This is a genomic window from Acinetobacter sp. WU_MDCI_Abxb74, assembly GCF_025513915.1.
Lineage (GTDB): Bacteria > Pseudomonadota > Gammaproteobacteria > Pseudomonadales > Moraxellaceae > Acinetobacter > Acinetobacter calcoaceticus_C.
Genome location: NZ_JAHPRP010000014.1, coordinates 57,520 through 81,317, shown reverse-complemented (window position 1 = coordinate 81,317; position 23,798 = coordinate 57,520). Strand labels below are relative to the sequence as shown.

Sequence of the window (23,798 nt, the reverse complement as noted above, 5' to 3'; positions counted from 1 at the left end):
TTAAGATAAATGTATTAAGTCATGTCCAACAGTTTTTTCTAGCTCTATAATTTTTTGTTTTATTTCCTGAGGTATTTCACATTTTCGTTCTGTTAATTTATCTACGCATACCATAACAGCTTCACCAGTAGCCACAATTTGTTGTTGTGTTTCACTCCATAATATATAAGCCATACGGAACGCACTATTACGGAGCTCTTCCACGCGAACACCGACTTTCAACACATCAGGATAAAAAACTGGCTTTAAGTATTTACACTGGCTTGAGGCTACAACGGTATATAATTGTGGCGTTAATATATTTATCGCTTCCATATATAAAATACGTGAGCTTTCAATATATCGATAATATTGTACATTATTGACATGACCAAAAGCGTCCATATCTCCCCACGCTACTTTCTGTTCATATATTATCGGGTAGACAGACAGTTCTTTCATTTTTGCCTCATATTTTAAATTTTAAAAAATTCGCATCATTTTCAAAGATTAGGTTTAACTGATTGATTAACACTTCATCTTCTTTAAGGGTCGACTTAATACGCAAATAGCTCATTAAAATATTATCTGGATATAATGTTAATAATGTTTCAGCCTCTGCTTGACGTCCGGTTGCCATATAGACATGCCATTTTGCAAAAGTTAAAACTGGTAAATTCATATATTGATTTTCAAATTCGATAATTTTTTCTTCGACATCAACATAGTCTGGAACCTGTTTAAGCAACTGTTGCTGAAACCACAGGTAAAACACTTCTGGATCGAACTGCTCTTTTAATAGGTGTAGTGTTAAGGCTGCATGCTGCATGCTCATATCAGGCATACGCGCTAATAGTTTGAGCCATAACAACTTACTACTATAAGGTCGAGTTTGAATCTCAGACTCTAAATCTAGATAACGTTGTTGCAAGGCATGCAAGTCGTCAATTGAAGCTTGATCAAACTGCTGAAGAAGTTGCTGCAGCCATAAATCACGGTGCTCAGCATCTAATAATCCATACTTCATTGACCGTAAATATACCCATGGATGTTGCAGCGCTAATTGCCCCCATAACGCAGTTAATCTTTGCTGGTAGGCTGTTTCTATTTCCTCAAGCCAAGGCGATAACTGATGCTGGTATAAAAATTCGAGATGGGTTAATGCACGGTCAGCTTCGTTTTGGGCTAAAAAGATTTCGATTCGCTCTAACTCTGCCAATTCAAATGCCATGGGCGGTGATTGATCTAAAGCAGTTAATGCTTTTGGATAATCTCCACTTAAAACCAGAAATCTGGCATCAATAATATTTTTTAAAAGTCCTGACTGAGTAAAAACACGCTCAATAAATACACGTTGGTCTTCGGCGGCTTCTAATAACCAGACAATACCTAATTGCTCATAGGGATGAAGGTTTTTAAACTGGAAGATATTTTCACTTTTTCTTTGCTCACGAGAGGAATATCGTTTAACCCAAAGCCATATGAGTTGAGCAATAAAACTCATCACCACAAAAGCAAGGGTTAATCCCCAGACATTTGTTTGCAACTGCAATTGTCGCCAGTAGATATAGACATACCCCATTCCATAGCCATAACTAAATAAAGCTAAAGCTGCAAAGAGTATTAAGCTAATTACGAAATAAACCGACAGGAGGTGTTTCATATCTCCTCCTTATGAGCCAATTAGACCAAGTGTAGATAATTTAGGAACAGGCACTACCGATAAATGTGCCACTTTAGCAATACGTTTTTTTAACTGCTGACTGGTTGCATCAGGCATTTCATCTAACTTTTGCATCACAGATTGCAACTCATTTTGAAACTCTGTCATTTTCCCTTGATTGAGTGCCTGTTCAGCAATTAATAATCTTAGTTGAACTTCTTTGAGCACTACACTTCGATTCATTAAATTAATAGAGGGGTTTTCTACTTTTTCTATACGGAACCATTTTTTCCACCAAGACACAGCCTCGGATTGATCCATCTCAAGTTTAGGCTGAGCTAAGGCTTGCTGAATATTTTTATCAATCGTCTGTAATAAATCGTCAATCAATTGATGGCGTTGATTTTGAGCCAATGTAAATTGTTGAACTGCCTGCTTATCCTGCTCAAGCGATTGATTTAAGCTTTGTTGCAATGCAGGAGCAATTTCATAATACACAACGGATTGCTGCAATTGGTTTAATTGATCAACTGCATAAATCAATTGTTGCTGATCAATTGCAAATTGAATTAAATCTAATTTTTGTTTTATTAAAACTGTAGGAGCAATCCCCATCGGTGGAGCTTCTAAATTGCCGACCGGACTCAGCTTATTCCCTGTATTTACAGGTTGATTCTGTAATTGTCGTTGTAAAGCAACCAATTGATCATTTAGATTGGCATAGTGCTGTTCTGATTGAAGCAGACTTTGCTTAAGCTCGGGAACAGTACGAGAAATTTGCCACATATCGTAACTGAGCTTAGCCAACCAAGCCACGCCCAGTAAAATGATGATAGAAACAAGTTTTCTCATACGAATCCTTATAATGCCTGAATGTGATGAATCATCCCCGAAGGCGATAAATTTTCAAGTTGAATAATGTGAAAATGAGCCTGTTGCTGATCGCGATATTCTTTAACAATTTGAAAAAGACGTGGTCCTAAAACCAAATATACACAATCAGGTTTTATAATATTTTTTGAACAAAGCTCTAACCAATACTTCCAGCTCGCCTCACTCGTAATTAAGACCAGCCATTTATTTAAATTATAATTTGAATTCTGTGTCAGATGTTTGAATGTGGAATAGGAAGTTTCTGGGCACTGCCGATGATATAAAACGAAATTTAAAATCTGAATTCCTTGCTGTTGCAAGGTCTCCATCATAAATTGACGCCCACCTTCTCCCCGCCAAAAAGCGATGCTATCCGCCTGCTTCATATGATGCAGAATAGGTAGATTTAACATCCCCTCAGAGGTTTCAACATCTGGAATATGCGCCTCTATTCCATACTCATTTAGACAATTGGCCGTTGACTGCCCAACGGCAATCCACTGAATATGCTTCAAGTCAGCTAGTTTTAAGCCGCTTTGTGCCAAATACTTTATCCCCACCTCAACAGCGGTTGGGCTCACTACAACAATAGCTTGTGCCTTAACTAATTGCTGGTAAAGCTGAAGTAAATGTTCGGAAAAGGGTTTGGCAACGAGTTCTAAAAGAGGTAAAGACTCAACCTGACAACCTTCATTTTGCAAAACTTCAGTTAATTCTGCAGCCCGAGAATCAGGTCGAGTATTAATAAACAACATAGCTTAGTAGAGAGCCTTTAATAGCTCGCCAGCACCTTGATCAAGTAAGTTTCGAGCAAGGTTTTCACCCAATTGATGAGCATTGCTGGCTTCGTCTGTCAGTTCAGCACGTAATAATGTTTGACCATCAGGACTTCCGACACGCCCTTCAATATGGATTTTTCCATTTTGTAGTGTGGCATAACCTGCAATGGGTACCTGACAACCACCTTCAAGATAAGCATTAAAAGCACGCTCAGCACGCACACAAACATCTGTTTCTTGGTGTAATAACGGTTGAATTAAAGCTAATACGTCTTGGTCAGTTGCACGGCATTCCAAGCCCAATGCACCTTGACCCACCGCAGGCAAACTAATGTCTGGTGTTAAACAATGACGAATACGTTCTGACAGCCCTAACCGCTTCAAACCAGCACTCGCTAAAATAATCGCGTCATATTGACCATCATCTAGCTTCGCTAAACGTGTCCCAACATTTCCACGCAAGTCAATAATTTGCAAATCAGGGCGTTGTTTTAAAATCTGAGATTTACGACGTAAACTTGATGTACCAACTTTTGCACCTTGAGGCAGATTAGCAAATTTTTCAAATTGATTTGAAACGAAAGCATCTAATGGATCTTCACGTTCACAAATGACCGCCAAGGTTAAACCTTCTGGCAAAGCCATCGGAACATCTTTCATTGAATGTACAGCTAAATCTGCACGCCCATCTAAAAGTGCTGCTTCTAACTCTTTAACAAACAGCCCTTTCCCACCAATTTTTGCTAAAGGCGTATCTAAAATTTTGTCGCCCTGCGTGACAAACTTAACCAACTCCACCGTTAAATCGGGGTGAAGCTCCTGTAATCGGGCACGAATATATTCTGCCTGCCAAAGAGCAAGTGGGCTTTGTCGTGTAGCAATTTTCAAGGTTTTCATAAATTCAAGCATGGGCTGGTCAAACAATACACCCTAAACTTAACTTGATCCCTTAAAAATGCAAGTAAAATCTCGCACGTCCAAGATAACTCTTTTTAAGTTTAGAGCTGATGAATCCGGTCTCTAAGCATAGATAAATGTCGACGGCTCACCGAAAGTCGTTCATCTAAACCACGTAATCGAACCTGATATTGCCCAGAACTGACCAACTCCAATCCATCTAAATAGGTAACCGCAACTAATGCATTGCGATGAATGCGAATGAATTGATCTGCAAATTCGGTTTCAAGCTCTTTTAATGTTTCATCAATTAATACACTGCCATTTTGATGACGCACCGTGACATATTTCTGATCTGCTAAAAAATAATAAATATTTTCAACAGGAATCAGCTCAACTCCACGATAGGTTTTTGCGGCAATTTGATGCCGTTGTGTTTTTAGATCATGTAAAAAATCATGTTGTGGCAAAGCATTGAGCTGTGCTTGAGTCAGTTGAGTCAGTTGACTAAAAACTTGTTCAAGTTCTTGAGGGTCGATGGGTTTAAGAAGATAAGCTTGAGCCTGAGATTTAAATGCTTCCAATGCATGTTGATCATAGGCAGTACAAAATACGATAGCAGGTCGTGGATTGAATTGACTTAACTGTTCTGCGCAGACAAGACCATTCATACCTGGCATTTGAATATCAAGTAAGATTACATCCGGTTGATGAAGCCGCGCCTGTTCCAAGGCCTCCTGTCCATGATGAGCTGTTGATACAACTTCATGTCCCATCTTTGAAACTAAACGTGATAATCGCTCCACTGCAAATGGTTCGTCATCACAAATCAGCACCTTCATTCATCCTCCTTGTCACCGTTAACTTGATCCATTTTTTTATGGTTAACTCTGACTAACTTATTATTTTGTTTGATATTGATAGCTCATAATGGTGGTATATAAGGCTTCACCTTTATAAACCTGAAATCTTACGGAATTCCCATAATATGCTTTCAGGCGTTGTTTTACATTTTCAAGCGCGATTCCATGCCCTTTCCGTGAATTTATTGTATCGTCTGTATATGGGTTGGTAATGACTATACTGACCTGATTTTGCAATATTTCAACCAATACCCCTATGGTTGCTTTGCCCAACATTGGTTCTACCCCATGAAAAATACTATTCTCTAACAAAGGTTGTAATGTCAATAAAGGAATAGTGATCTGTTTCAGTTGGACAGGTGAAAGCTCAATTTTCCACTCTACCTTTAAACGTTCACCCAAACGTACCTGCTCAATCATTAAATATTGTTTACTCAGCTCAATTTCTTCATGCAGACTCACCAATTTCAATTCTTGGAAGCTCGCGCGAAATAAACGTGACAGGCTAATCAACATACCTTCTGCTTTATTTGGGTCTATCGCAATTAAACTCACCACGTTATTTAAACTATTAAATAGAAAATGAGGATGAATACGCGCTTGCATAGCCTGAATACGGGCATTTAATTCTGCATATTGTTGACGCAACCACTGTTCTCGGACATATAAATAACGTAAACAAAAAGCCCCCAGCAATATTCCATAACTTAGATATAAAGGCACATTGGTAAAATAAATGCTCCAGTCCTGTGTTAAAGGAACATGTTTATTTAAAAGACCAAACTGAAAAAAATTACTTATTAAGGTCGTCAAAACAACAATACCTTGCAGCATGACAAAACCGATAGCCAAGGCAAACTCTTGACGTAAGCCGCTAAAAAAACCTTGAAGGTGTTCAACCAAGGCAAAAAACGACAATATTATCCAGTTAATAAAAACGATGTATTGTAAAAGACGTCCACCGCTTAATGCTTGCCATGACTGGGCTTCAGCCAGTGCCAAAACCAGTGCCAAAATGTTACTTGCGATAATTAATTCGAATAAGTGTTGCCAACGCCCGTTTTTCGTAAAAAAATAGGAGGAATTTTGATTTCGGTATGCTGTAGGAAACAACTTTGTTTGTTGAGCTTCGGCAAGTGATATACTCTTTTTTATTTTACTGAGCCACCATGACCACATCTTCAAATCCCCCTAATTCAGTAACCCCAGACCAGACCTCAGGTATGTGGGGTGGTCGTTTTTCTGAAGCGACGGATGCTTTTGTAGCCGAATTTACCGCCTCTGTTCAGTTTGACCAGCGTTTTTATAAACAAGACATCGCGGGTTCTATTGCGCATGCTACCATGCTTGCGAAAGTTGGCGTACTCACAGAAGCAGAACGCGATGACATTATTGAAGGTTTAAGCACCATTCGCTCAGAAATTGAGGCTGGAACCTTTGAATGGCGCATCGATCTTGAAGATGTTCACATGAACATTGAATCACGTTTGACTCAACGTATTGGTATTACAGGTAAAAAATTACACACTGGTCGTAGCCGTAACGATCAGGTTGCAACCGATATTCGTCTTTACCTACGTGACGAAATTGATGACATTTTAAAATTATTAGAGCGCCTACAAAAAGGCTTGCTAGGCTTGGCTGCCAAAAATGTAAATACAATTATGCCGGGCTTCACACATTTACAAACTGCTCAGCCCGTGACTTTTGGTCACCACTTGCTGGCTTGGTTTGAAATGTTAGTACGTGACTCTGAGCGTCTTCAAGATTGCCGTAAACGTGTCAACCGTCTACCACTTGGTTCTGCCGCTCTTGCCGGCACGACATATCCGATTGACCGCGCTTACACAGCAGAATTATTAGGTTTTGAAGCTGTATGTGAAAACTCACTCGATGCTGTATCTGACCGTGATTTTGCCATTGAATTTAATGCAGCTGCATCTTTAATTATGATGCACTTATCACGTATGTCAGAAGAACTGATTCTTTGGACTTCTGCACAGTTCAAATTTGTAAATATTCCTGACCGCTTCTGTACTGGTTCTTCAATCATGCCGCAGAAGAAAAACCCGGATGTTCCAGAGCTAATTCGTGGTAAATCAGGCCGTGTATTTGGTGACTTAATTAGCTTACTTACGCTCATGAAAGGTCAACCATTGGCCTACAACAAAGACAACCAAGAAGATAAAGAACCTTTATTTGATGCAATCGATACGGTTCGTGGTTCACTTATGGCTTTCGCAGACATGATTCCTGCATTGGTTCCAAATATTGAAATCATGCGTGAAGCTGCACTTCGTGGATTCTCTACGGCAACCGATCTTGCTGACTATTTAGTGAAAAAAGGCGTTGCTTTCCGTGATGCACATGAAATTGTAGGTAAAGCAGTTGCCTTAGGTGTAGCTGAAGAAAAAGATTTATCTGAGTTAACGCTTGAGCAATTACAACAATTCTCAGACTTAATCACAGCAGATGTATTTGATAAAGCTCTAACACTAGAAGCTTCTGTAAATGCACGTGATCATATTGGCGGAACTTCACCAAAACAGGTTGAAGCTGCGATTGCTCGTGCCCATACACGTTTAGAACAGTTATACGCTTAAGGATAAAACATGAGCCGACAAGTATTTTGCCGCAAATATCAAAAGGAAATGGAAGGTCTAGACTTCGCTCCTTTTCCTGGTGCTAAAGGCCAAGATTTTTTTGAAAATGTTTCTAAACAAGCATGGCAAGAATGGTTACAACACCAAACAACGCTGATTAATGAAAAGCGCTTAAATGTGTTTGAACCAGATGCGAAGAAATTTCTTGAAGAACAACGTGAAAAATTCTTCAACAATGATGAAAGCGTAGAAAAAGCTGAAGGCTGGAAACCAGAATAATCGGTTTGTTTAGCTTACTCACCATTAAAAAGGCGGATCTATATACATAGACCCGCCTTTTTTTACGTGAAACTTACACAAGCATAAAAAGCCTTACATAGAGAGAACAGGACTCTACATGACATCAAAAAGCGAAGAACTTAATATCAATTTATAGCAAGAAGGCCACGATCCCTGTCGTGTTTTCTCTTAATGTACTTGATTTTCTGTCCTGAACTTCCCCCCAAAGTTCGGGACATTTTTTTATCTATTATCTTCATAAATAAAAAAGCCTTGTTTGAAACAAGGCTTTTAAATATTTCAGCTCAAGTCTTACTTTTCGTGGACTTTGGCTTCAATTTCTTCAATTTTAGTATGGCGAGCATCAAAACCTTTTGCCATGTAAATCACCTGCTCAGCAATGTTACGGGCATGGTCACCAATACGCTCTAAAGAACGCAAAACCCACATCACATTAATCACACGAGCAATATGGCGCGGGTCTTCAATCATATACGTCATTAATGTACGCGTTGCTGATTGATACTCGCGGTCAATATCTGCATCGGCTAAAAGCACACGTAAAGCCTGATCAGCATCTAAACGCGCAAAAGCATCAAGTGCGTCATGAATCATGACACGAACTTGGTTACCAATATGACGGGTTTCCATATAGCCACGTGGGGAGCCGCCCTCTTCACAGAGGTTTTGTGCAATACGTGCAATTTTTGCAGCTTCATCACCAATACGTTCTAGGTCTGTATTAGCTTTGCTCATTGCAATGACCATACGTAGGTCAATTGCTGCCGGATGACGACGGGCCAAAATTAACGTAAGGCCTTCATCAATATCACGTTCGTATTGATTGACTGCGTTATCTTTAAACTGAACGTCAATTGCTAAATTTGCATCTGTATCAAGCAAAGCATGAATTGCATTTGCGACTTGTTGTTCGACCAAGCCACCCATGGTCATAAACTTTGTGTTTACATCTTGCAAATCTTCATTAAATTGAGAAGAAATATGATGGCTTAACACCGGATTACTTGGACTCAAGGGAAGCCTCCAACATGATGGCGCAGGAATAAAATGATTGAGCATTAGAACACAGCAATCATTAAGTTTTTATGACAAAATTAAAATTCAGATAAAAGCATTTTATTACTGATAAGTTAACCAGTTATTTAGCTCGACCAGATCTTTTTCACCTAACTGACCTACCGCAGCTTTTAAACGAAGTACATTCAATAAATAATCATATTGAGCATTAAGATAATCCTGTTTTGCCGAAAAAGCATTACGCTGCGCTAATAAAACATCAACCATACTTTTCAAGCCTTCGTTATAACTCGCTTTTGAAGCTTGGGAAACTAAAGAAGACGAATCCATGGCAGCTTTTCTTGCTTCGAGTTTTGCTTGATCGGTATCGACCTGCATAAAGGCACTTTTCACATCGACATTGGCACGGCGAATGGCCGCATCAAGTTGAGCCTGAGCTTTACTGGCTTCTACGGTCGCTTTTTTAATTGACGTTCTGGTGCGCCCACCATTAAATAAATTCCAGTTCATTTCCACACCCACCTGATCAAATTTTCCATCCGTCGAGATGAGTGTCTCTGGGGTCTGTTTGGTATAACCGTAGCTTGCAACAGCATCAATTTGAGGATAAAGCGCGGCCTTTTCTACACGGCGCTGATCTTCACTATATTTTTGCTGTAATCGGGCTTGCTGGATCTTTAAGTTTTTTTGCTGCGCCAAAGAAAGCCAATCATTAATCTGGGCTGGATAAGGTTTTTGAAAAGTGAAATCACTTCGCAGTACAGCAAGTTTATCTTGATAAGAACCAATATATTCAGAAAGCTGTTCTTGGGCTAAAAGTAATTGAACATTGGTTGAAATACGGTTGGCTCTGGCATTTTGATATTGAGCATTTGCTTCACTTACATCACTACGTGCCACTAAACCCTCTTTGAGTTTGGCATTCATCATATTGAGTTGCTCAAGCAAAGCCTTTTCTTCTTGTAAATATGCAACCCCCAATGCCTGCTGACGCAGCACATTAAAATAGGCTTCTGCTACATTTAACACATGATCTTGTTTTTGCAGTCTTAAAGTGATTTCACTTAAAGCAACCGAAGTTTTAACCTGCTTATAACCTTCCCAAGCATCCATTCGAAATAGCGGCTGGCGTGCTGTTAACGTCGCTTGACGAGTAGTAGACGTATTACTCACCAAAGCATCTGAAAGCCCTTCTTGGTCAACGCCCAGAAAGTTTGAACGTTTTACAGTTTGACGATTACGGGTAATGTTTCCTGACAAAGTGACCGTTGGTAATAAAGCTCCTGTTGCCAAGCCTAAATTAAGTTGATCTGCTTCAAATTGTTGTTGATTGGCTTGCCATGTCGGATCATTTTGTTTTGCGCGCTCATAAGTCTCAACCAAATCTAGAGCAAAACCTGAAGATGCAAAACTCCAAAGGCCCATAGCGACCATTAATTTTATTTTCATTGTTCAAATCAACGATAAAACTTGCCTTTAAGACTAAGAAAAAATCGGATCAAACTCAAGCCATTAAAAGTTTTAGTTTTTTAAGCGCTTTCAGTTTTTGACAATATTAAAATACAAGTAAAAATCAAAAACATGCCTGTCCAACCCACCCATGAAATATGCTCACCCACCAACACAATGGCAAAAATTGCAGCGACTAAAGGTTCAAATAAAGTTAAGGTCGTCGCTTTGCTGGCGTTTACTGTTTTTAATCCAAAACCAAAAAGTAAATAACCCAAAAACATAGGAATCAGCATCATATAACCAGCAACAAGTAAGTTTGTTGAACTGTGTAATAACCCTCCACCTGTAACCAATAAAGTTGGAAGCAAAATCACTGCCCCACCACCCATAATCATGCCCATTGCAGCTTTAGCCGCGACACCTCGGTCTATTAATCTTTTCGCAGCCCATGAATAAAGTGAATAGGTTGTAGCCGCGACGAGCCCAAGAAAAATACCAAATATTTTATTCCACTCATTTGCACCCTCTTGGACCGCATGGTTTTCCCCCATCGACAACATTGTTACGCCAATAACACCGCAAATGAAGCTTAAAAACCAAATTTTCGATAAAGATTTACGATCAAAGTAACGCTCTAAAATTGCTGCGATCAGCGGCGCTGAACCAATAGAAACCACGGTGCCAATCGTAATCCCTGCATAATGCATTGAGGAGTAAAAAGCTAAGGGATAAATACCAACTGCCGCTATGCCTAAAAGCAGTATTGAAAGATTTTCCCTTATAAACTGACGGTTTTCCCGTATCGCCCGTGATGCAACCAAGGCTTGTAAAAGCCCGCCGCCACCCATAGCCACAGCACCAATTGCTAGTGGACCAAGTGTTGGTGCAAATGCGGCCGCCGTACCTGTTGTTCCCCATAAAACAGAGGCAACTAAAATCGCAATTGTGCCGCCATAACTACTATTTTTAATAAGGCTAATCATGTTGACATTCTCTCTTTAGGAGGTCTTCTGCCATTTGCTTTGCTAATAGGAGTTGACGGCTCTTACCTTCTAAACCAGCTCTTGCCATAGATCCTTCTAAAAGAAAGGAAAGCTGCGTAGCAACATAGCTAACACGCTGCGAGTCTGGTATTAATTTTTTTAAATGCTCGGCAACAATGGCTTCGACTTCTTCTTTATGCTGCCTTACTGCATTTCGACCTGCACTATTTGCTGGAAACTCTGCCGCAGCATTTAATAATCCACACCCTCGGAAGCCCTTTTCATAGGCAAACTCTGCATGGTCTTGATAAGCATCAAATACGGCTAAAATAGCTTCTTTAGCTGATTTGGTTTTTTCTAAACGGCTTTGATAGAGATCAAGCCACTCTTGATGCCGTGTAGCAATGTAGGCATCGACAAGCTCGCTTTTTGAAGAAAAATTATTATAAAGCGACATTTTAGCAACATCTGCTTTAGCCGTAACTGAGTTAATTCCAGTTGCAGTAATGCCATCGTTATAAAACAAAGTTGCTGCTGCATCGAGAATTTTCTGTCTTGCAGATTTATCATTCATAGCTTTATTTTTAAGTAGACCGATCTACCCAATAATAAAGATTTCTAACAATGATGCAATCTTTTTCCGAGTTATAATTTGATCAATGTTCACTTCGATAAAAATACAATGATGAAAAAAGTTCTAATGATGAGTATGTGCAGCGCACTACTTTTAGCTGGCTGCAATAAGACATCGCAACAAGATCAAGCTGTTTCTAAAGAGCAGAAATCAGCTGAACAGAAGCCTGCAAGCAAACCAGATAACAGCTGCATACAGATCAATGCCGCGATGCAGAAAATCAATCAAACCAGCAAAATAGAAGACTTAAATCAAATTAATGAGAAACTCAAAACGTGTGTTCCATCTTTAAAGAATGATGAACAGCTTAAGCTTATTAATGCATCAACTACCATGTATCAACGTTTTCTTAAGCAAGACCACACTGACAAAACAGCCAGAGCGTTTGAAGCTTTTGGCTATGCTGTTTTAGAACAAAAACAACGAGACCCTAAAAAAGTTATCCAAAGCCAGAAAAAATTATTCGACCAACTTAGTCCACGTGACCAATACTTACTTCAACATAATGGTGAAGCCTATATTGAACTACTCTATCAAGGCGAAGGTATGTTTACCTATCGACGTCAGCCCAACTATCTGGTTGATGTTTTTTCTAAAGCCTTACCAGTTGACCAAAAAGAGTTCTTAACTCGTATGGCCAAAGACAATCAGGATATTTTTTATAACGATGGTGCTTTGGCTGTTTCGTGGAAAGAGCTCACTGAACGTGCACTTTTTTGGGAAAAATTTATTCAAAAATATCCTAAGAGTTATTTTATTGGTGATGCAAAACTACTCTTTAACGAATATCGCTATTTTATTTTCTTTGGCCTAGATAACACCCCTGTTTCAGATGAATATGCTCCAAACACATGGATTGATAAAGATGCACTTCAACAAATCCGCTTTCTATCGACACAGAGCCAGTCGAGTTTAGCGAAACCTGCCCAGCAATTTCTTAAATTTATTGCCACGCCTGTAGAAGAACGTAAAACACAATTTAACGTAGAGTTGACTGATAAAAGTGGAGAGAAAAAATCAAATTATCAGATTACTCATGAGCAACTTGAACAGCTATTAAAATTTGATTCGCCATGGAACACGGAAGTCTATCGTGACTGCCATATAGATGCGGTTTGTATAGATACAAATTGACAATGCCAGCCAACCTAAATCATGTTAGTCTGTAATTCGCTTGACGGAGCGCGAGTAATAGCTCGCTGAGATTGTGTAAATTCTGTGTTATCGCAACACAAGTTTGATCACAAGTACCGTTGAACCTGATCAGGTTAAGACCTGCGTAGGAATCAAGCCATCTAAAAACTAAAGCCTCAAATTTATCTAGTAAAGATAAATCCGCCATCGTTTTTGGTCGTGCTTGATTCGTTGATGTTATTCATAAGGATCATGTAATGAACCAGTTAACGAATCTTTCTTCTGTTGAAATTTCAGCGCAACATGAACAAGATGCAAAAGATTTAACTCGCATCTTACCCGCTTCTAAAAAAGTATATATTGAAGGCTCTCGCCCTGACATTCAGGTTCCAATGCGGGAAATTTCTCTCACCGATACCCCAACTGGACTTGGCGGTGAACATAATCCCCCTGTTATGGTCTATGACACTTCAGGTGTTTATACCGACCCAAATGTTCAAATTGATTTAGACAAAGGTTTACCTTCAGTTCGCCAAAACTGGATTGAAGAACGTAACGATACTGACGTACTTTCTGGCTTAACTTCAACATTTGGTCAAGAACGTTTAAAAGATATCCGTACTGCAGATATTCGCTTTGCCCACATTCAAAATCCACGCCGTGCCAAAGCTGGCAAAAATGTTTCTCAAATGCACTATGCCAAGCAAGGTATTATCACACCTGAAATGGAATATATTGCAATTCGTGAAAATCAGCGCCAACGTGAAGGTGTTGATACGCGCCAGCATCCTGGACAAAATTTCGGTGCAAAAAACTTAAAAGAAATCACACCTGAATTCGTTCGCCAAGAGGTTGCTGAAGGTCGCGCCATTATTCCTGCGAATATTAACCATCCAGAACTTGAACCAATGATTATTGGTCGTAACTTCTTGGTTAAAATTAATGCCAACATTGGTAACTCAGCGCTTGGTTCTTCAATTGACGAAGAAGTTGCGAAAATGACATGGGCAACCCGTTGGGGTGCTGACACCATTATGGACTTGTCGACAGGTAAAAACATTCATGAAACACGTGAATGGATTATTCGTAACTCACCTGTTCCAATCGGCACCGTACCTATTTATCAAGCACTTGAAAAAGTGGATGGCGTTGCAGAAGACCTGACTTGGGAAATCTTTAAAGACACGCTCATCGAACAAGCTGAACAAGGCGTTGACTACTTCACGATTCACGCAGGTGTATTGCTTCGCTATGTGCCACTTACAGCAAATCGTTTGACCGGTATTGTGTCTCGTGGTGGTTCAATCATGGCGCAGTGGTGTCTAGCACATCATGAAGAAAACTTCCTATACACTCATTTCGATGAAATCTGTGAAATCATGAAAGCCTACGATGTTTCGTTTAGCTTAGGCGATGGCTTACGTCCGGGTTGTATTCAAGATGCGAATGACGAAGCACAGTTCAGTGAACTTAAAACACTCGGTGAACTCACTCATCGTGCATGGGAACATGATGTTCAAGTCATGATTGAAGGCCCTGGTCACGTGCCAATGCACATGATTAAAGAAAACATGGACTTGCAGCTAGAAGTTTGTAAAGAGGCCCCATTCTATACACTTGGGCCTTTAACAACGGATATCGCTCCGGGTTACGACCACATTACCTCTGCAATTGGCGCTGCCATGATTGGTTGGTACGGCACAGCAATGCTTTGTTATGTCACACCGAAAGAGCATCTTGGCCTACCAAACAAAAAAGATGTTAAAGACGGGATTATTACCTACAAGCTTGCAGCCCATGCTGCTGATCTTGCTAAAGGACATCCAGGTGCGCAAGTTCGCGATAATGCCTTGTCAAAAGCACGTTTTGAATTCCGTTGGGACGATCAGTTCAACTTAAGTCTAGATCCTGACACGGCTCGTAGTATGCATGATGAAACCTTACCGAAAGAAGCTCACAAATCTGCACACTTTTGCTCAATGTGCGGACCAAAGTTCTGTTCAATGAAAATCACCCAGAATGTTCGTGACTATGCCAACAACCTCACTAATAGCAATTCAGAGGTTGAAGAAGGCCTCAAAGCCATGAAAGAGGTTTATCAAGAACAAGGTCAAAAACTGTATCATAAAGTGTAAATATTCAAAAAAAACACTTGCCTAGCCATGATTCTCGGTTAGGATGAAATAAATAGATTTCGTCCTGATCGAATCATGAGTATTGTTGAACGTCCAAGTTATACATCTAAAGATGTCGAAGTAACATCACGCGAATCTCTATTCCGTGGTTTTATTCAAGTTGAAAAAGTCAGCCTTCGACATCGTCTATTTAATCAGCCTGAATATACTCATGTATTGCAGCGTGAACTTGTTCATCGCCCTGAAGCAGCTGGCGTTCTACTCTACAACGATCAAAGACAACAATTTGCACTGATTGAACAATTTCGGGTTGGCGCAATTAATGACGCCTATTCACCATGGCAATTGGAAATCATTGCAGGTGTATTAGATGGAAATGAGACTCCTGAAAGCTGTATTCGCCGTGAAACGTTTGAAGAGTCCGGATGTACCATTAATCATGTACAACATCTATTCAGCTTTTATCCGTCTGCAGGGGCATGCTCAGAAATATTTCATTTATATGTTGCCGAAACAGATTTACCATCAGAAGGCGAAGTTTTTGGCATGCCTGATGAAGGTGAAAATATTCTTTTACACCTGTTTGACTACAGCGAAATATCAACATTATTAAGTCAAGGACGTTTGAGAAATGCCCCTGTCATTATGGCGTTACAATGGCTATCTCAATACATCACAACGATAATAAAATCCGACGAGGTAGGACGGTGACTTTTCAAGTCTCAACACTTTCACAAAAAGACCATGTCATTATACAAATTACCGATACCCACTTATTGGAGTATCCACATTTAGAATTTGTGGGGATGAACCCTGAAGAAAGTTTTCATGCCATTATTCAGCAGATCCTGAAAAAGCATCCAGAAACTGATGCCATTATCCATACTGGAGATCTCGCTCAAGCACCAACGCCTATTACCTACAAACGTTATATTCAATATATGCAAACGTTAGGGCTGCCATTTTTTCAGACACTGGGTAATCATGATAACGTTGACCATTTTCCATTGCATAAAGAAAACCATCAGGAACCTGTGGTCATTTGCTTAGGAAACTGGCGTGTTATTTTATTAAATAGTGCGGTAAAAGGTCAGATTGATGGTCACCTGTCGCCAGAACAACTACAAAATTTAGCGACATTACTCGAAGAGTTTTCGGATAACCCTATTTTGCTGGCTTGTCATCATCATCCTTTCGCAATGAAATCTAAATGGATTGATCATCACAAGTTACAAAATTCTAATGCGTTGCTTACAACATTAGCTCCATTTAAAAATGTAAAAGCTTTAGTCTGCGGGCATGTTCACCAAGACTCCCTAAACACTTGGCAAGGGATCGAATTTTTCTCGACCCCCTCAACAAGCGTTCAGTTCAAACCGTTTAGTAATGAGTTTGCCCTAGACCAAAATGCTCCCGGCTACCGTTACATTCGCCTAAAAAACGATGGTAGTTTTGAAACAGAAGTCTTCCGTCTTGAAAATTTTCAGGGCCTTATAAATACTGATATTTCAGGCTATTAGCTCTATTTTTTATATGCTTATATGCAATTATGACTAGGCTAAACATGTTTTGAAAATATTTACGGGTCGGAATGACTATCATCTTGCAGGAAAAATCTATATGATGACGACCCGATGGTAAAATCCATCGATGGTTTTCTATAAAAACACTTGCATATCACCATATTTTTTGCGTATAGATAATACGTGTATGATGAGGAATGCCCTATTATGGCGAATGACAACCACAACCAAGTTTTGGATGAACATACAGAAGTTGTAGTAGAAGGTGAAAAAGCTTCTGCTGTGAAACGTGCACGTAAAGTGAAACCTAAAACTTCTGACATAGGCACAACTGCAAGTTTATTTGGTATTGCACCTTATCAACCTAAGAAAAATGAAGAGTACATGTCTGAAGGACAGCTCGAGCATTTCCGACAAATTCTGCAAGCATGGAAAGCTGAATTGATGTCTGAAGTTGATCGTACGTTGAATACGATGCAAGACGAATCGACTGCATTGCCCGATGTGAATGACCGTGCCACCCAAGAAGAAGAGTTTGCAATTGAATTGCGTACACGTGACCGTGAACGTAAGTTAATTCGTAAAATCGAACAATCTATGGAAGCAATTAAAAATGAAGACTATGGTTTCTGTGAAACGTGTGGTATCGAAATCGGCTTACGTCGTTTAGAAGCACGTCCAACGGCAACTCTATGTATTGATTGCAAAACTTTGGCAGAAATCAAAGAGAAGCAAAATAACGGTTAATTGTGACTGTTGAGAATCCTCCAGTCGAGCTCAGCTCGACTCTTGCGCAGCGGCGAAACGATGTTTCGCTGATTCGCTACTCAGGTCGGTTTGCGCCATCGCCAACCGGCCCTTTGCATTTTGGATCACTCATTACTGCCGTTGCCAGTTATTGTGATGCAAAGGCCCATCATGGCACATGGCTAGTTCGTGTCGAAGACACAGATATCCCCCGTATTTATCAGGGCAGTGAAGATCATATTCTCACATCACTGGAAGCCTTCCAGTTCGAACCCGATGCAGAAATCATCTTTCAAAAAAACCGTTTAGACATTTATGAAAGTGTATTAGATCAACTTAAAAAAGAGGGTCTTATCTATGCTTGTCAATGTACGCGCAAAATGCTGGGCTCAAATGCAATCTATGCAGGGACTTGTCGCAATCTAAATCTTGATTTCCAAGACCAAGCCATTCGGGTAAAAGTTCAAGATCAACAAATCTGTTTTAATGACCGACTACAAGGACTTCATTGTTCTAATCTGCAACATGACCTTGGAGACTTTGTTCTTAAACGCCGTGACGGGATTATTAACTATCAACTTGCCGTAGTCGTTGATGATTATTTGCAAGGCATCACCCATGTCGTTCGAGGCGCAGATTTATTAGATAACACTGAACGTCAGATCTGGCTTGGTAAGCTCTTAGGTTATCCTAAACTGAGCTATATGCACCTTCCTCTCGCCATGAACGATCAAGGCCAAAAGCTCTCTAAGCAAAACCTGGCTCAGGCACTCGATTTGTCAAAAGCTCCTCAATTGCTGCAACAAGCAATACAAGCACTAGGACAACCTAACGTTGATTTAGACCAGCCTAAAGTTATGCTTAAACAAGCAGTAGCGCAGTGGAATGTAGAGTTAATTCCACATGTAGAGCAGCTGAATGGAACATATCTATAAATAAAAAAACCCGATATCAAATCGGGTTTTTTAATGCAAAAATATTCAATTAGAAGTTTGATTCTTCCCTTTCTGGGTTAACTTCTTGGGTTGAAGCATCAATCTTTAAGATCAAGCTAATCATCGCAGCACACATCATTAAGGATGTACCACCATAACTAATAAATGGCAGAGTCAAACCTTTGGTTGGCATTAAACCCATATTCATGCCCGCATTTACTAAAATCTGGAGCAAGAAAATAATACTAATGCCGTAAGCCAAATAACCTGCGCGAAGGTAATGATGTTTCAATGCACGATGACCAATTTTGATACAACATGCTAGCATCGAGAAAGATAATACTATGACAATAGAAATACCAAGGAAACCAAATTCTTCGCCTAACACCGCCAACATAAAGTCAGTATGTGCTTCTGGCAAATAAGATAGTTTTTGTACACTGTGCCCTAAGCCTGTACCAAACCACTCACCACGGCCAAAGGCCATTAACGCATTTGATAACTGGTACCCCACCCCTAATGGATCTGCCCATGGGTCGGTAAACGAAATCAAACGTTGGAAACGGTAGGGTTCAAACAAAATCAAAAACACAATACCGGTTACAATCGCGCCAAGCATGATTAAGAACTGTGTTGGCGGCGCACCAGCTAAAAAGAATACTCCGACCATCATCAGCACAATTACGATCGTAGCACCCAAGTCAGGCTCAGCAATAATTAAACCAACCGTAATTGCCATGACCCCACTTAAACGTAATAAGCCTTTCCAGTGGGTACGAACCTCTTTGGCACGGCGAACAACGTAGTCTGCGGTAAAGATCGCCATCATGACTTTGGCAACCTCTGTTGGCTGTAAAGTAAAGCCACCAATCTTAATCCAGCGTGTAGAACCGTTGACTTCTGAACCCACCACCAAAGCAGCAAGCAACAGAACCATGGTCAACAACCACAACGGGAAAGTATTTTTAAACCACGTATTGAGTGATATCCGATAGGTCAAATAAGCCACCACAGCCGCAGCGACAATCGAAATACCATGACGAATCACATAGTGAAACGGGTTTTCATGCATATATTCAGCATAGGGCATCGAAGCGGATGCGACCATCACTGAACCGATACACAACAATGCAACGACACAGAAAATCAGGACATTACGTGGCGTCACTTCCGCTGGCCATTTAGGCAATATCCGTTCATACCAATGATTGATTTTCTGGATTGTGGTCTGAGCTAAGCCTGCCATACAACATTCCTAATCATGTTTTCTTTAAACCAACGAATTGACGCAGGCAACAAACTGCTGACCACGGTCATTATAACTTTTAAACATATCAAAACTTGCACAGGCTGGTGATAACAACACCACATCTTCAGCTTGTGTTTCACGTTGACACAGCTCTACAGCTTCTTTAAGCGTTACTGCATGCAAAATTTTGGTTGCACCCTGAATTGCTTGTTCAATAACTGAAGCATCCTCACCAATCAATACCACAACTTTGGCATATTTTTCGATAGAAGAACGTAATGGAGCAAAATCTTGACCTTTGCCCTGCCCACCTAAAATCAAGGCAACCTTACCCTTTTTAACCTCAATCGCAGCGCCTAAACCATCAATTGCTGCAAGTGTAGCGCCAACGTTAGTTCCTTTAGAGTCATTGTAATAACGTACATCATCTACGGTTTTGACAAACTCGCAGCGGTGCTCTAATCCTTTAAACAATTTTAACGTTTCAAGCATAGATTCCATCGGTAAGCCAATTGCTTCACCTAATGCCAAACAAGCTAAAGCATTGGCTACGTTGTGCATGCCTTGAATATATAAATCCGAGCTTTTAATTAAACGCTGTAGGCCTCGCGCAAGCCAAAGCGTACCATCGCCATCTCTTAAAACGCCATATTGATTTAAGTCCGGAGCATTTAGACCAAAGCTTTGCATTGGTGTTGTATCTGGAACAAGAGGACGACTTAAAGCATCATCACGGTTAAATACAACTTTTTTAACGCCTTGGAAAATACGGTGTTTTGCTTGGTGATAACCCCACATATCGCCGTGACGATCTAAATGGTCTTCACTCATGTTAAGAACCACAGCAACCTCAGCATTTAAATGAGACGTGGTTTCTAATTGAAAACTTGATAACTCAAGTACAAGCAACTCTGGTTGGTCTTTTAGTAAGTCTAGAGCTGGACGTCCAAGGTTTCCACCAACGGCAACTTTCTTACCTGCATCTTTAGCCATTAAGCCAATTAAAGTCGTTACTGTACTTTTCGCATTAGAACCCGTAATCGCTACAATAGGTACTTCGGTAGCGCGGCGTAATAATTGAATGTCGCCTACGACTGAAATCCCTTGAGCAATAGCTGCCTGAATTTCTAGTAATTGCGGTGCAAGGCCTGGGCTTAAAATAATTTCTTCTGCTTGTAATAATAATTCTTGGTCAAGTTGACCGAAACTGGTTTTAACGCCAGCTGGAATCTGGTCATAGCCTGGGGGTGTGGGACGAGAATCCGTTACTGCAACTTGGTAGCCTTGTTCATGCAGGAAATTAACAGCAGAAACGCCTGATATTCCCAAGCCTGCGACAACTTTTAATCCACCACGTTGTATTAACATTTTTGCCCCACAATTTATCAATCGACAGAATGGCAAAAATGTTAGCACTTTGCTGTTTTGAATGCTTTTTCAGTTTGAACTTTATTCATCTTTTTTTGTGTCAGTGCGTAAAAAAGCCATCAATATGATGGCTTTTTAGACGAAACAAGAAATACTAAATTTACTGCCATTTAATCGGCTTAATTTCTTGAACTGTATTCGTAGGTTTATCTTCACTTGAACAACCACAACCACCAGCACAACCAAAGGTCATTTTTGGCTTAAGCCATTTTGCTAAGGTTGTCCAACCCTGCTTTTCACAAAATGCAGATAGTGTAGAAAAGACTGAATTTGCTGTTTTTGGAAATACTTTCTTAAAAACAACAACAGCACTCCAACTCACTAAAACCGCAATAATCAGATATTGAATCATGTACAACCTCCTTTCTTGCCTTAACCCCAATAGTGGGAAGCAATTTGATAGGTAACAAACGATGCCAAATAAGCCAAGCCGAACAGATATGCAGTCATGACAGCAACATGTTTCCATGAACCTGTTTCACGTCGTACCGTTGCCAATGTGGCCAAACAATGTGGTGCATAAATGAACCACACTAAAAGCGACAATCCTGTTGCCAAGGACCAACCCGAGCCATCTGCACTAATCAGATGTGACAAACCTTGAGCTACAGCATCGTCACTCGTTGCAGACAAGGCATAAACCGTACCTAATGCTGCGACTACAACTTCACGCGCTGCCATTGCTGGAATTAAAGCGATACAGATTTGCCAGTTAAAACCGATTGGAGCAAATACAGGTTGAATAAGATGCCCGAGCATACCGGCAAAACTATAATCTATCGCAGGTAATGTCGCCCCTTCAGGTGGCTGCGGAAAAGTACACAAAAACCAGAGCAGGATAGAAAGCGCAAAAATGATTCCACCAACACGTTTCAAGAAGATCTTTGCGCGATCTAGCAAACCGATTCCCACACTTTTTAAATCGGGGAAACGATAACTCGGTAGCTCTAGCAGTAAAGCATGCTGTGACTTATCTTTTTGCAAAAACTTCATTAAAAATGAAACGCAAAGAGCACTCACAATACCAGCCATATACAGACCGAATAGCACCAGACCTTGTAAGTTGAAAATACCCCAGATCATTTTTTCTGGAATAAATGCAGCAATAAGCAAAGCATATACTGGCAAACGTGCTGAACAGGTCATTAAAGGCGCAACCATAATGGTCGTAAAACGATCACGAGGGTCACTAATACTACGGGTTGCCATAATTCCCGGTACTGCACAGGCAAAGCTTGAAAGTAAAGGAATAAAAGCTCGCCCACTTAAGCCAGCTTGAAACATTAATTTATCAAGCAAGAATGCTGCACGCGGTAAATAACCTGATTCTTCTAATACTAAAATGAAGAAGAACAAGATTAAAATTTGTGGCAAGAACACAACTACGCCACCTGCACCCGCGATAATTCCGTCAACAACCAAACTATGCAGTAGTGGCTGTGTAATCACAGTCCCTACCACTTCACCCAACCAGCCGAAGAAGCCTTCAATGCCATCCATGAACGGAGCTGCCCAAGCAAAAACTGCTTGGAACACAATAAACATCATGAGAGCAAGGCTAAGTAGGCCTAAAACTGGATGTAGGAAAATTCGATCTAGAAAATCAGTACGCTTATCTCCCTGATCAACATATTGAACAACATCTTTAAAAATCATATCGATTTTTTGATGATGAGTTCCAGTCAAACCACTCAGTTCGGTCTGTGGCACACCGTATTTTTCTTGATCAAGGGCATGTAATAAATTTTCAATACCCGCATTACGAACAGCAACTGTTTCAACGACTGCTACGCCCAAACGTTGAGATAACTTTTGAGTATTAATTTGGATGCCACGACGACGTGCTTCATCCATCATATTCAGTACGAGTAAAATCGGACGGCCAAGCTCGATCATTTCGAGCACTAGTCCTAAATGCAATTTTAAGTTAGTCGCATCGACCACACATAAAAAGGCATCTTGCTGACCTTCTTCGGCAATTTTACCCAAGCAAACATCACGGGTAATGACTTCATCAGGACTGGTTGCATTTAAACTATATGTACCCGGTAAATCGAGTACACGCACTGCACGCCCTGAAGGTAACTGAAAATGACCTACTTTACGCTCGACCGTTACACCCGCATAGTTTGCGACTTTTTGTCGAGTTCCAGTTAAATGGTTAAAAAGAGAGGTTTTACCACAGTTCGGATTTCCCACAAGGGCAATACGTAACGCATCACTCATGCGGGTACTCCTTCTTCTACTTGAATTTCGATTTTGTCCGCTTCTGCTTTACGCAAAGCGAAACGAGTAAAGCCAATTTGGATCAAGATCGGATCACCACCAAAAATACCCTTGGTAATCACTTCCACTCGTGTGCCTGGCACAAAGCCCAGACTTTCCAAACGAATTGCGACCAAATCTTGCTGCTCGGACTCTACTGATATCCGATTCACTTTGCTGATGGTCGCCGCTTGCTTCACTTTTAAAGCTGATAAACGCACCGCATCCGATCCTAAACCTTTTTTAATAGTATACATATAAATGAGAATAATTACCAAATAAGGTTAAATTTCACTTCCTATTTAGTTTAATCGACAAACCTTAAAGTTTCTTTTACAG

The 23,798-nt window shown here is 40.3% G+C and carries 24 protein-coding genes and 1 riboswitch; of the genes, 8 read left to right on the top strand and 16 right to left on the bottom strand.

All coding sequences use genetic code 11. The features are described 5' to 3' along the window. The 7 genes from KTH84_RS17675 to KTH84_RS17645 all read right to left on the bottom strand — a co-directional run bounded on the left by KTH84_RS17675 (nucleotide 1) and on the right by KTH84_RS17645 (nucleotide 6,233). On the bottom strand, nucleotides 1-441 hold the full coding sequence (locus KTH84_RS17675) for an acyl-CoA thioesterase (protein WP_003654484.1): 441 nt from the start codon (nucleotides 439-441) through the stop codon (nucleotides 1-3). A gap of 7 nt (nucleotides 442-448) precedes the next feature. Further along, on the bottom strand, nucleotides 449-1,642 hold the full coding sequence (locus tag KTH84_RS17670; RefSeq protein ID WP_262474521.1) for a heme biosynthesis protein HemY: 1,194 nt from the start codon (nucleotides 1,640-1,642) through the stop codon (nucleotides 449-451). A gap of 9 nt (nucleotides 1,643-1,651) precedes the next feature. Beyond that, nucleotides 1,652-2,494, bottom strand: a complete 843-nt coding sequence (locus KTH84_RS17665) for a hypothetical protein (RefSeq protein WP_202743764.1) — start codon at nucleotides 2,492-2,494, stop codon at nucleotides 1,652-1,654. A gap of 8 nt (nucleotides 2,495-2,502) precedes the next feature. Then, on the bottom strand, nucleotides 2,503-3,270 hold the full coding sequence (locus KTH84_RS17660) for a uroporphyrinogen-III synthase (RefSeq protein WP_262474519.1): 768 nt from the start codon (nucleotides 3,268-3,270) through the stop codon (nucleotides 2,503-2,505). Between the two features lie 3 nt (nucleotides 3,271-3,273). Continuing rightward, nucleotides 3,274-4,191: a hydroxymethylbilane synthase gene (hemC, locus tag KTH84_RS17655; RefSeq protein WP_262474517.1), complete on the bottom strand. Its 918-nt coding sequence runs from the start codon at nucleotides 4,189-4,191 to the stop codon at nucleotides 3,274-3,276. A 101-nt stretch (nucleotides 4,192-4,292) separates the two neighbouring features. After that, nucleotides 4,293-5,033 (bottom strand): LytR/AlgR family response regulator transcription factor, encoded by a 741-nt coding sequence (locus KTH84_RS17650; RefSeq protein WP_262474515.1) that lies wholly within the window; start codon nucleotides 5,031-5,033, stop codon nucleotides 4,293-4,295. Between the two features lie 60 nt (nucleotides 5,034-5,093). Beyond that, nucleotides 5,094-6,233, bottom strand: coding sequence for a sensor histidine kinase (locus tag KTH84_RS17645; RefSeq protein WP_262474514.1), 1,140 nt, complete (start codon nucleotides 6,231-6,233; stop codon nucleotides 5,094-5,096). On the opposite strand from KTH84_RS17645, the gene argH reads away from it, so the two are divergent. Together argH and KTH84_RS17635 are read left to right on the top strand one after the other, a co-directional pair. Next, nucleotides 6,224-7,657 carry an argininosuccinate lyase gene (argH, locus tag KTH84_RS17640; protein WP_017387747.1) on the top strand — a complete coding sequence of 478 codons (1,434 nt, stop codon included), beginning with the start codon at nucleotides 6,224-6,226 and terminating at the stop codon, nucleotides 7,655-7,657. The genes KTH84_RS17645 and argH overlap by 10 nt on opposite strands. A 9-nt stretch (nucleotides 7,658-7,666) precedes the next feature. Beyond that, a complete protein-coding gene (locus tag KTH84_RS17635) occupies nucleotides 7,667-7,936 on the top strand; it encodes an oxidative damage protection protein (RefSeq protein WP_004699209.1) in 270 nt (89 codons plus the stop codon). A 312-nt stretch (nucleotides 7,937-8,248) separates the two neighbouring features. On the opposite strand, the gene phoU is transcribed toward KTH84_RS17635, so the two are convergent. The 4 genes from phoU to KTH84_RS17610 all read right to left on the bottom strand — a co-directional run bounded on the left by phoU (nucleotide 8,249) and on the right by KTH84_RS17610 (nucleotide 11,983). Next, the gene (phoU, locus tag KTH84_RS17630) at nucleotides 8,249-8,971 is read right to left on the bottom strand and encodes a phosphate signaling complex protein PhoU (protein ID WP_003654470.1); all 723 of its coding nucleotides are present in this window, start codon (nucleotides 8,969-8,971) and stop codon (nucleotides 8,249-8,251) included. Between the two features lie 105 nt (nucleotides 8,972-9,076). Next, a complete protein-coding gene (locus KTH84_RS17625; protein WP_262474533.1) occupies nucleotides 9,077-10,408 on the bottom strand; it encodes a TolC family outer membrane protein in 1,332 nt (443 codons plus the stop codon). A gap of 95 nt (nucleotides 10,409-10,503) precedes the next feature. Continuing rightward, complete coding sequence (locus tag KTH84_RS17615) at nucleotides 10,504-11,409, bottom strand: DMT family transporter (protein ID WP_262474511.1); 906 nt, start codon at nucleotides 11,407-11,409, stop codon at nucleotides 10,504-10,506. Further along, nucleotides 11,402-11,983 (bottom strand): TetR/AcrR family transcriptional regulator, encoded by a 582-nt coding sequence (locus KTH84_RS17610; RefSeq protein ID WP_262474509.1) that lies wholly within the window; start codon nucleotides 11,981-11,983, stop codon nucleotides 11,402-11,404. Before KTH84_RS17610 ends, KTH84_RS17615 begins: the two co-directional genes overlap by 8 nt. A gap of 108 nt (nucleotides 11,984-12,091) precedes the next feature. On the opposite strand from KTH84_RS17610, the gene KTH84_RS17605 reads away from it, so the two are divergent. From KTH84_RS17605 to gluQRS, 6 genes are all read left to right on the top strand, one after another. After that, nucleotides 12,092-13,177 (top strand): hypothetical protein, encoded by a 1,086-nt coding sequence (locus KTH84_RS17605; protein ID WP_262474508.1) that lies wholly within the window; start codon nucleotides 12,092-12,094, stop codon nucleotides 13,175-13,177. A 34-nt stretch (nucleotides 13,178-13,211) separates the two neighbouring features. Beyond that, a riboswitch (TPP riboswitch) is annotated at nucleotides 13,212-13,346 on the top strand. Nucleotides 13,347-13,434: 88 nt separating this feature from the next. Continuing rightward, complete coding sequence (gene thiC / locus KTH84_RS17600) at nucleotides 13,435-15,312, top strand: phosphomethylpyrimidine synthase ThiC (RefSeq protein ID WP_174727247.1); 1,878 nt, start codon at nucleotides 13,435-13,437, stop codon at nucleotides 15,310-15,312. Between the two features lie 75 nt (nucleotides 15,313-15,387). Beyond that, complete coding sequence (locus KTH84_RS17595) at nucleotides 15,388-16,023, top strand: NUDIX domain-containing protein (protein WP_262474506.1); 636 nt, start codon at nucleotides 15,388-15,390, stop codon at nucleotides 16,021-16,023. Next, nucleotides 16,020-16,832, top strand: a complete 813-nt coding sequence (gene cpdA / locus KTH84_RS17590) for a 3',5'-cyclic-AMP phosphodiesterase (protein ID WP_042894358.1) — start codon at nucleotides 16,020-16,022, stop codon at nucleotides 16,830-16,832. The genes KTH84_RS17595 and cpdA overlap by 4 nt, the downstream gene beginning before the upstream one ends. Before the next feature lie 210 nt (nucleotides 16,833-17,042). Then, nucleotides 17,043-17,582 carry an RNA polymerase-binding protein DksA gene (gene dksA, locus KTH84_RS17585; protein ID WP_042894354.1) on the top strand — a complete coding sequence of 180 codons (540 nt, stop codon included), beginning with the start codon at nucleotides 17,043-17,045 and terminating at the stop codon, nucleotides 17,580-17,582. A 2-nt stretch (nucleotides 17,583-17,584) separates the two neighbouring features. Next, on the top strand, nucleotides 17,585-18,517 hold the full coding sequence (gene gluQRS / locus KTH84_RS17580; RefSeq protein ID WP_262474502.1) for a tRNA glutamyl-Q(34) synthetase GluQRS: 933 nt from the start codon (nucleotides 17,585-17,587) through the stop codon (nucleotides 18,515-18,517). Nucleotides 18,518-18,566: 49 nt separating this feature from the next. Here gluQRS and ftsW read toward each other — a convergent pair whose 3' ends face one another. The 5 genes from ftsW to KTH84_RS17555 all read right to left on the bottom strand — a co-directional run bounded on the left by ftsW (nucleotide 18,567) and on the right by KTH84_RS17555 (nucleotide 23,680). Then, entirely contained in the window at nucleotides 18,567-19,763 is a 1,197-nt protein-coding gene (gene ftsW, locus KTH84_RS17575) for a putative lipid II flippase FtsW (RefSeq protein WP_202743753.1), read from the bottom strand. 24 nt (nucleotides 19,764-19,787) lie between these two features. Further along, nucleotides 19,788-21,134 (bottom strand): UDP-N-acetylmuramoyl-L-alanine--D-glutamate ligase, encoded by a 1,347-nt coding sequence (gene murD, locus KTH84_RS17570; protein ID WP_262474500.1) that lies wholly within the window; start codon nucleotides 21,132-21,134, stop codon nucleotides 19,788-19,790. Nucleotides 21,135-21,294: 160 nt separating this feature from the next. Further along, nucleotides 21,295-21,546, bottom strand: a complete 252-nt coding sequence (locus KTH84_RS17565; protein WP_133975763.1) for a DUF6587 family protein — start codon at nucleotides 21,544-21,546, stop codon at nucleotides 21,295-21,297. A gap of 20 nt (nucleotides 21,547-21,566) precedes the next feature. Further along, nucleotides 21,567-23,420: a ferrous iron transporter B gene (locus KTH84_RS17560; protein WP_262474496.1), complete on the bottom strand. Its 1,854-nt coding sequence runs from the start codon at nucleotides 23,418-23,420 to the stop codon at nucleotides 21,567-21,569. Beyond that, nucleotides 23,417-23,680 (bottom strand): ferrous iron transport protein A, encoded by a 264-nt coding sequence (locus tag KTH84_RS17555; protein ID WP_016801736.1) that lies wholly within the window; start codon nucleotides 23,678-23,680, stop codon nucleotides 23,417-23,419. The genes KTH84_RS17560 and KTH84_RS17555 overlap by 4 nt, the downstream gene beginning before the upstream one ends. Between the last annotated feature and the right edge of the window lie 118 nt (nucleotides 23,681-23,798).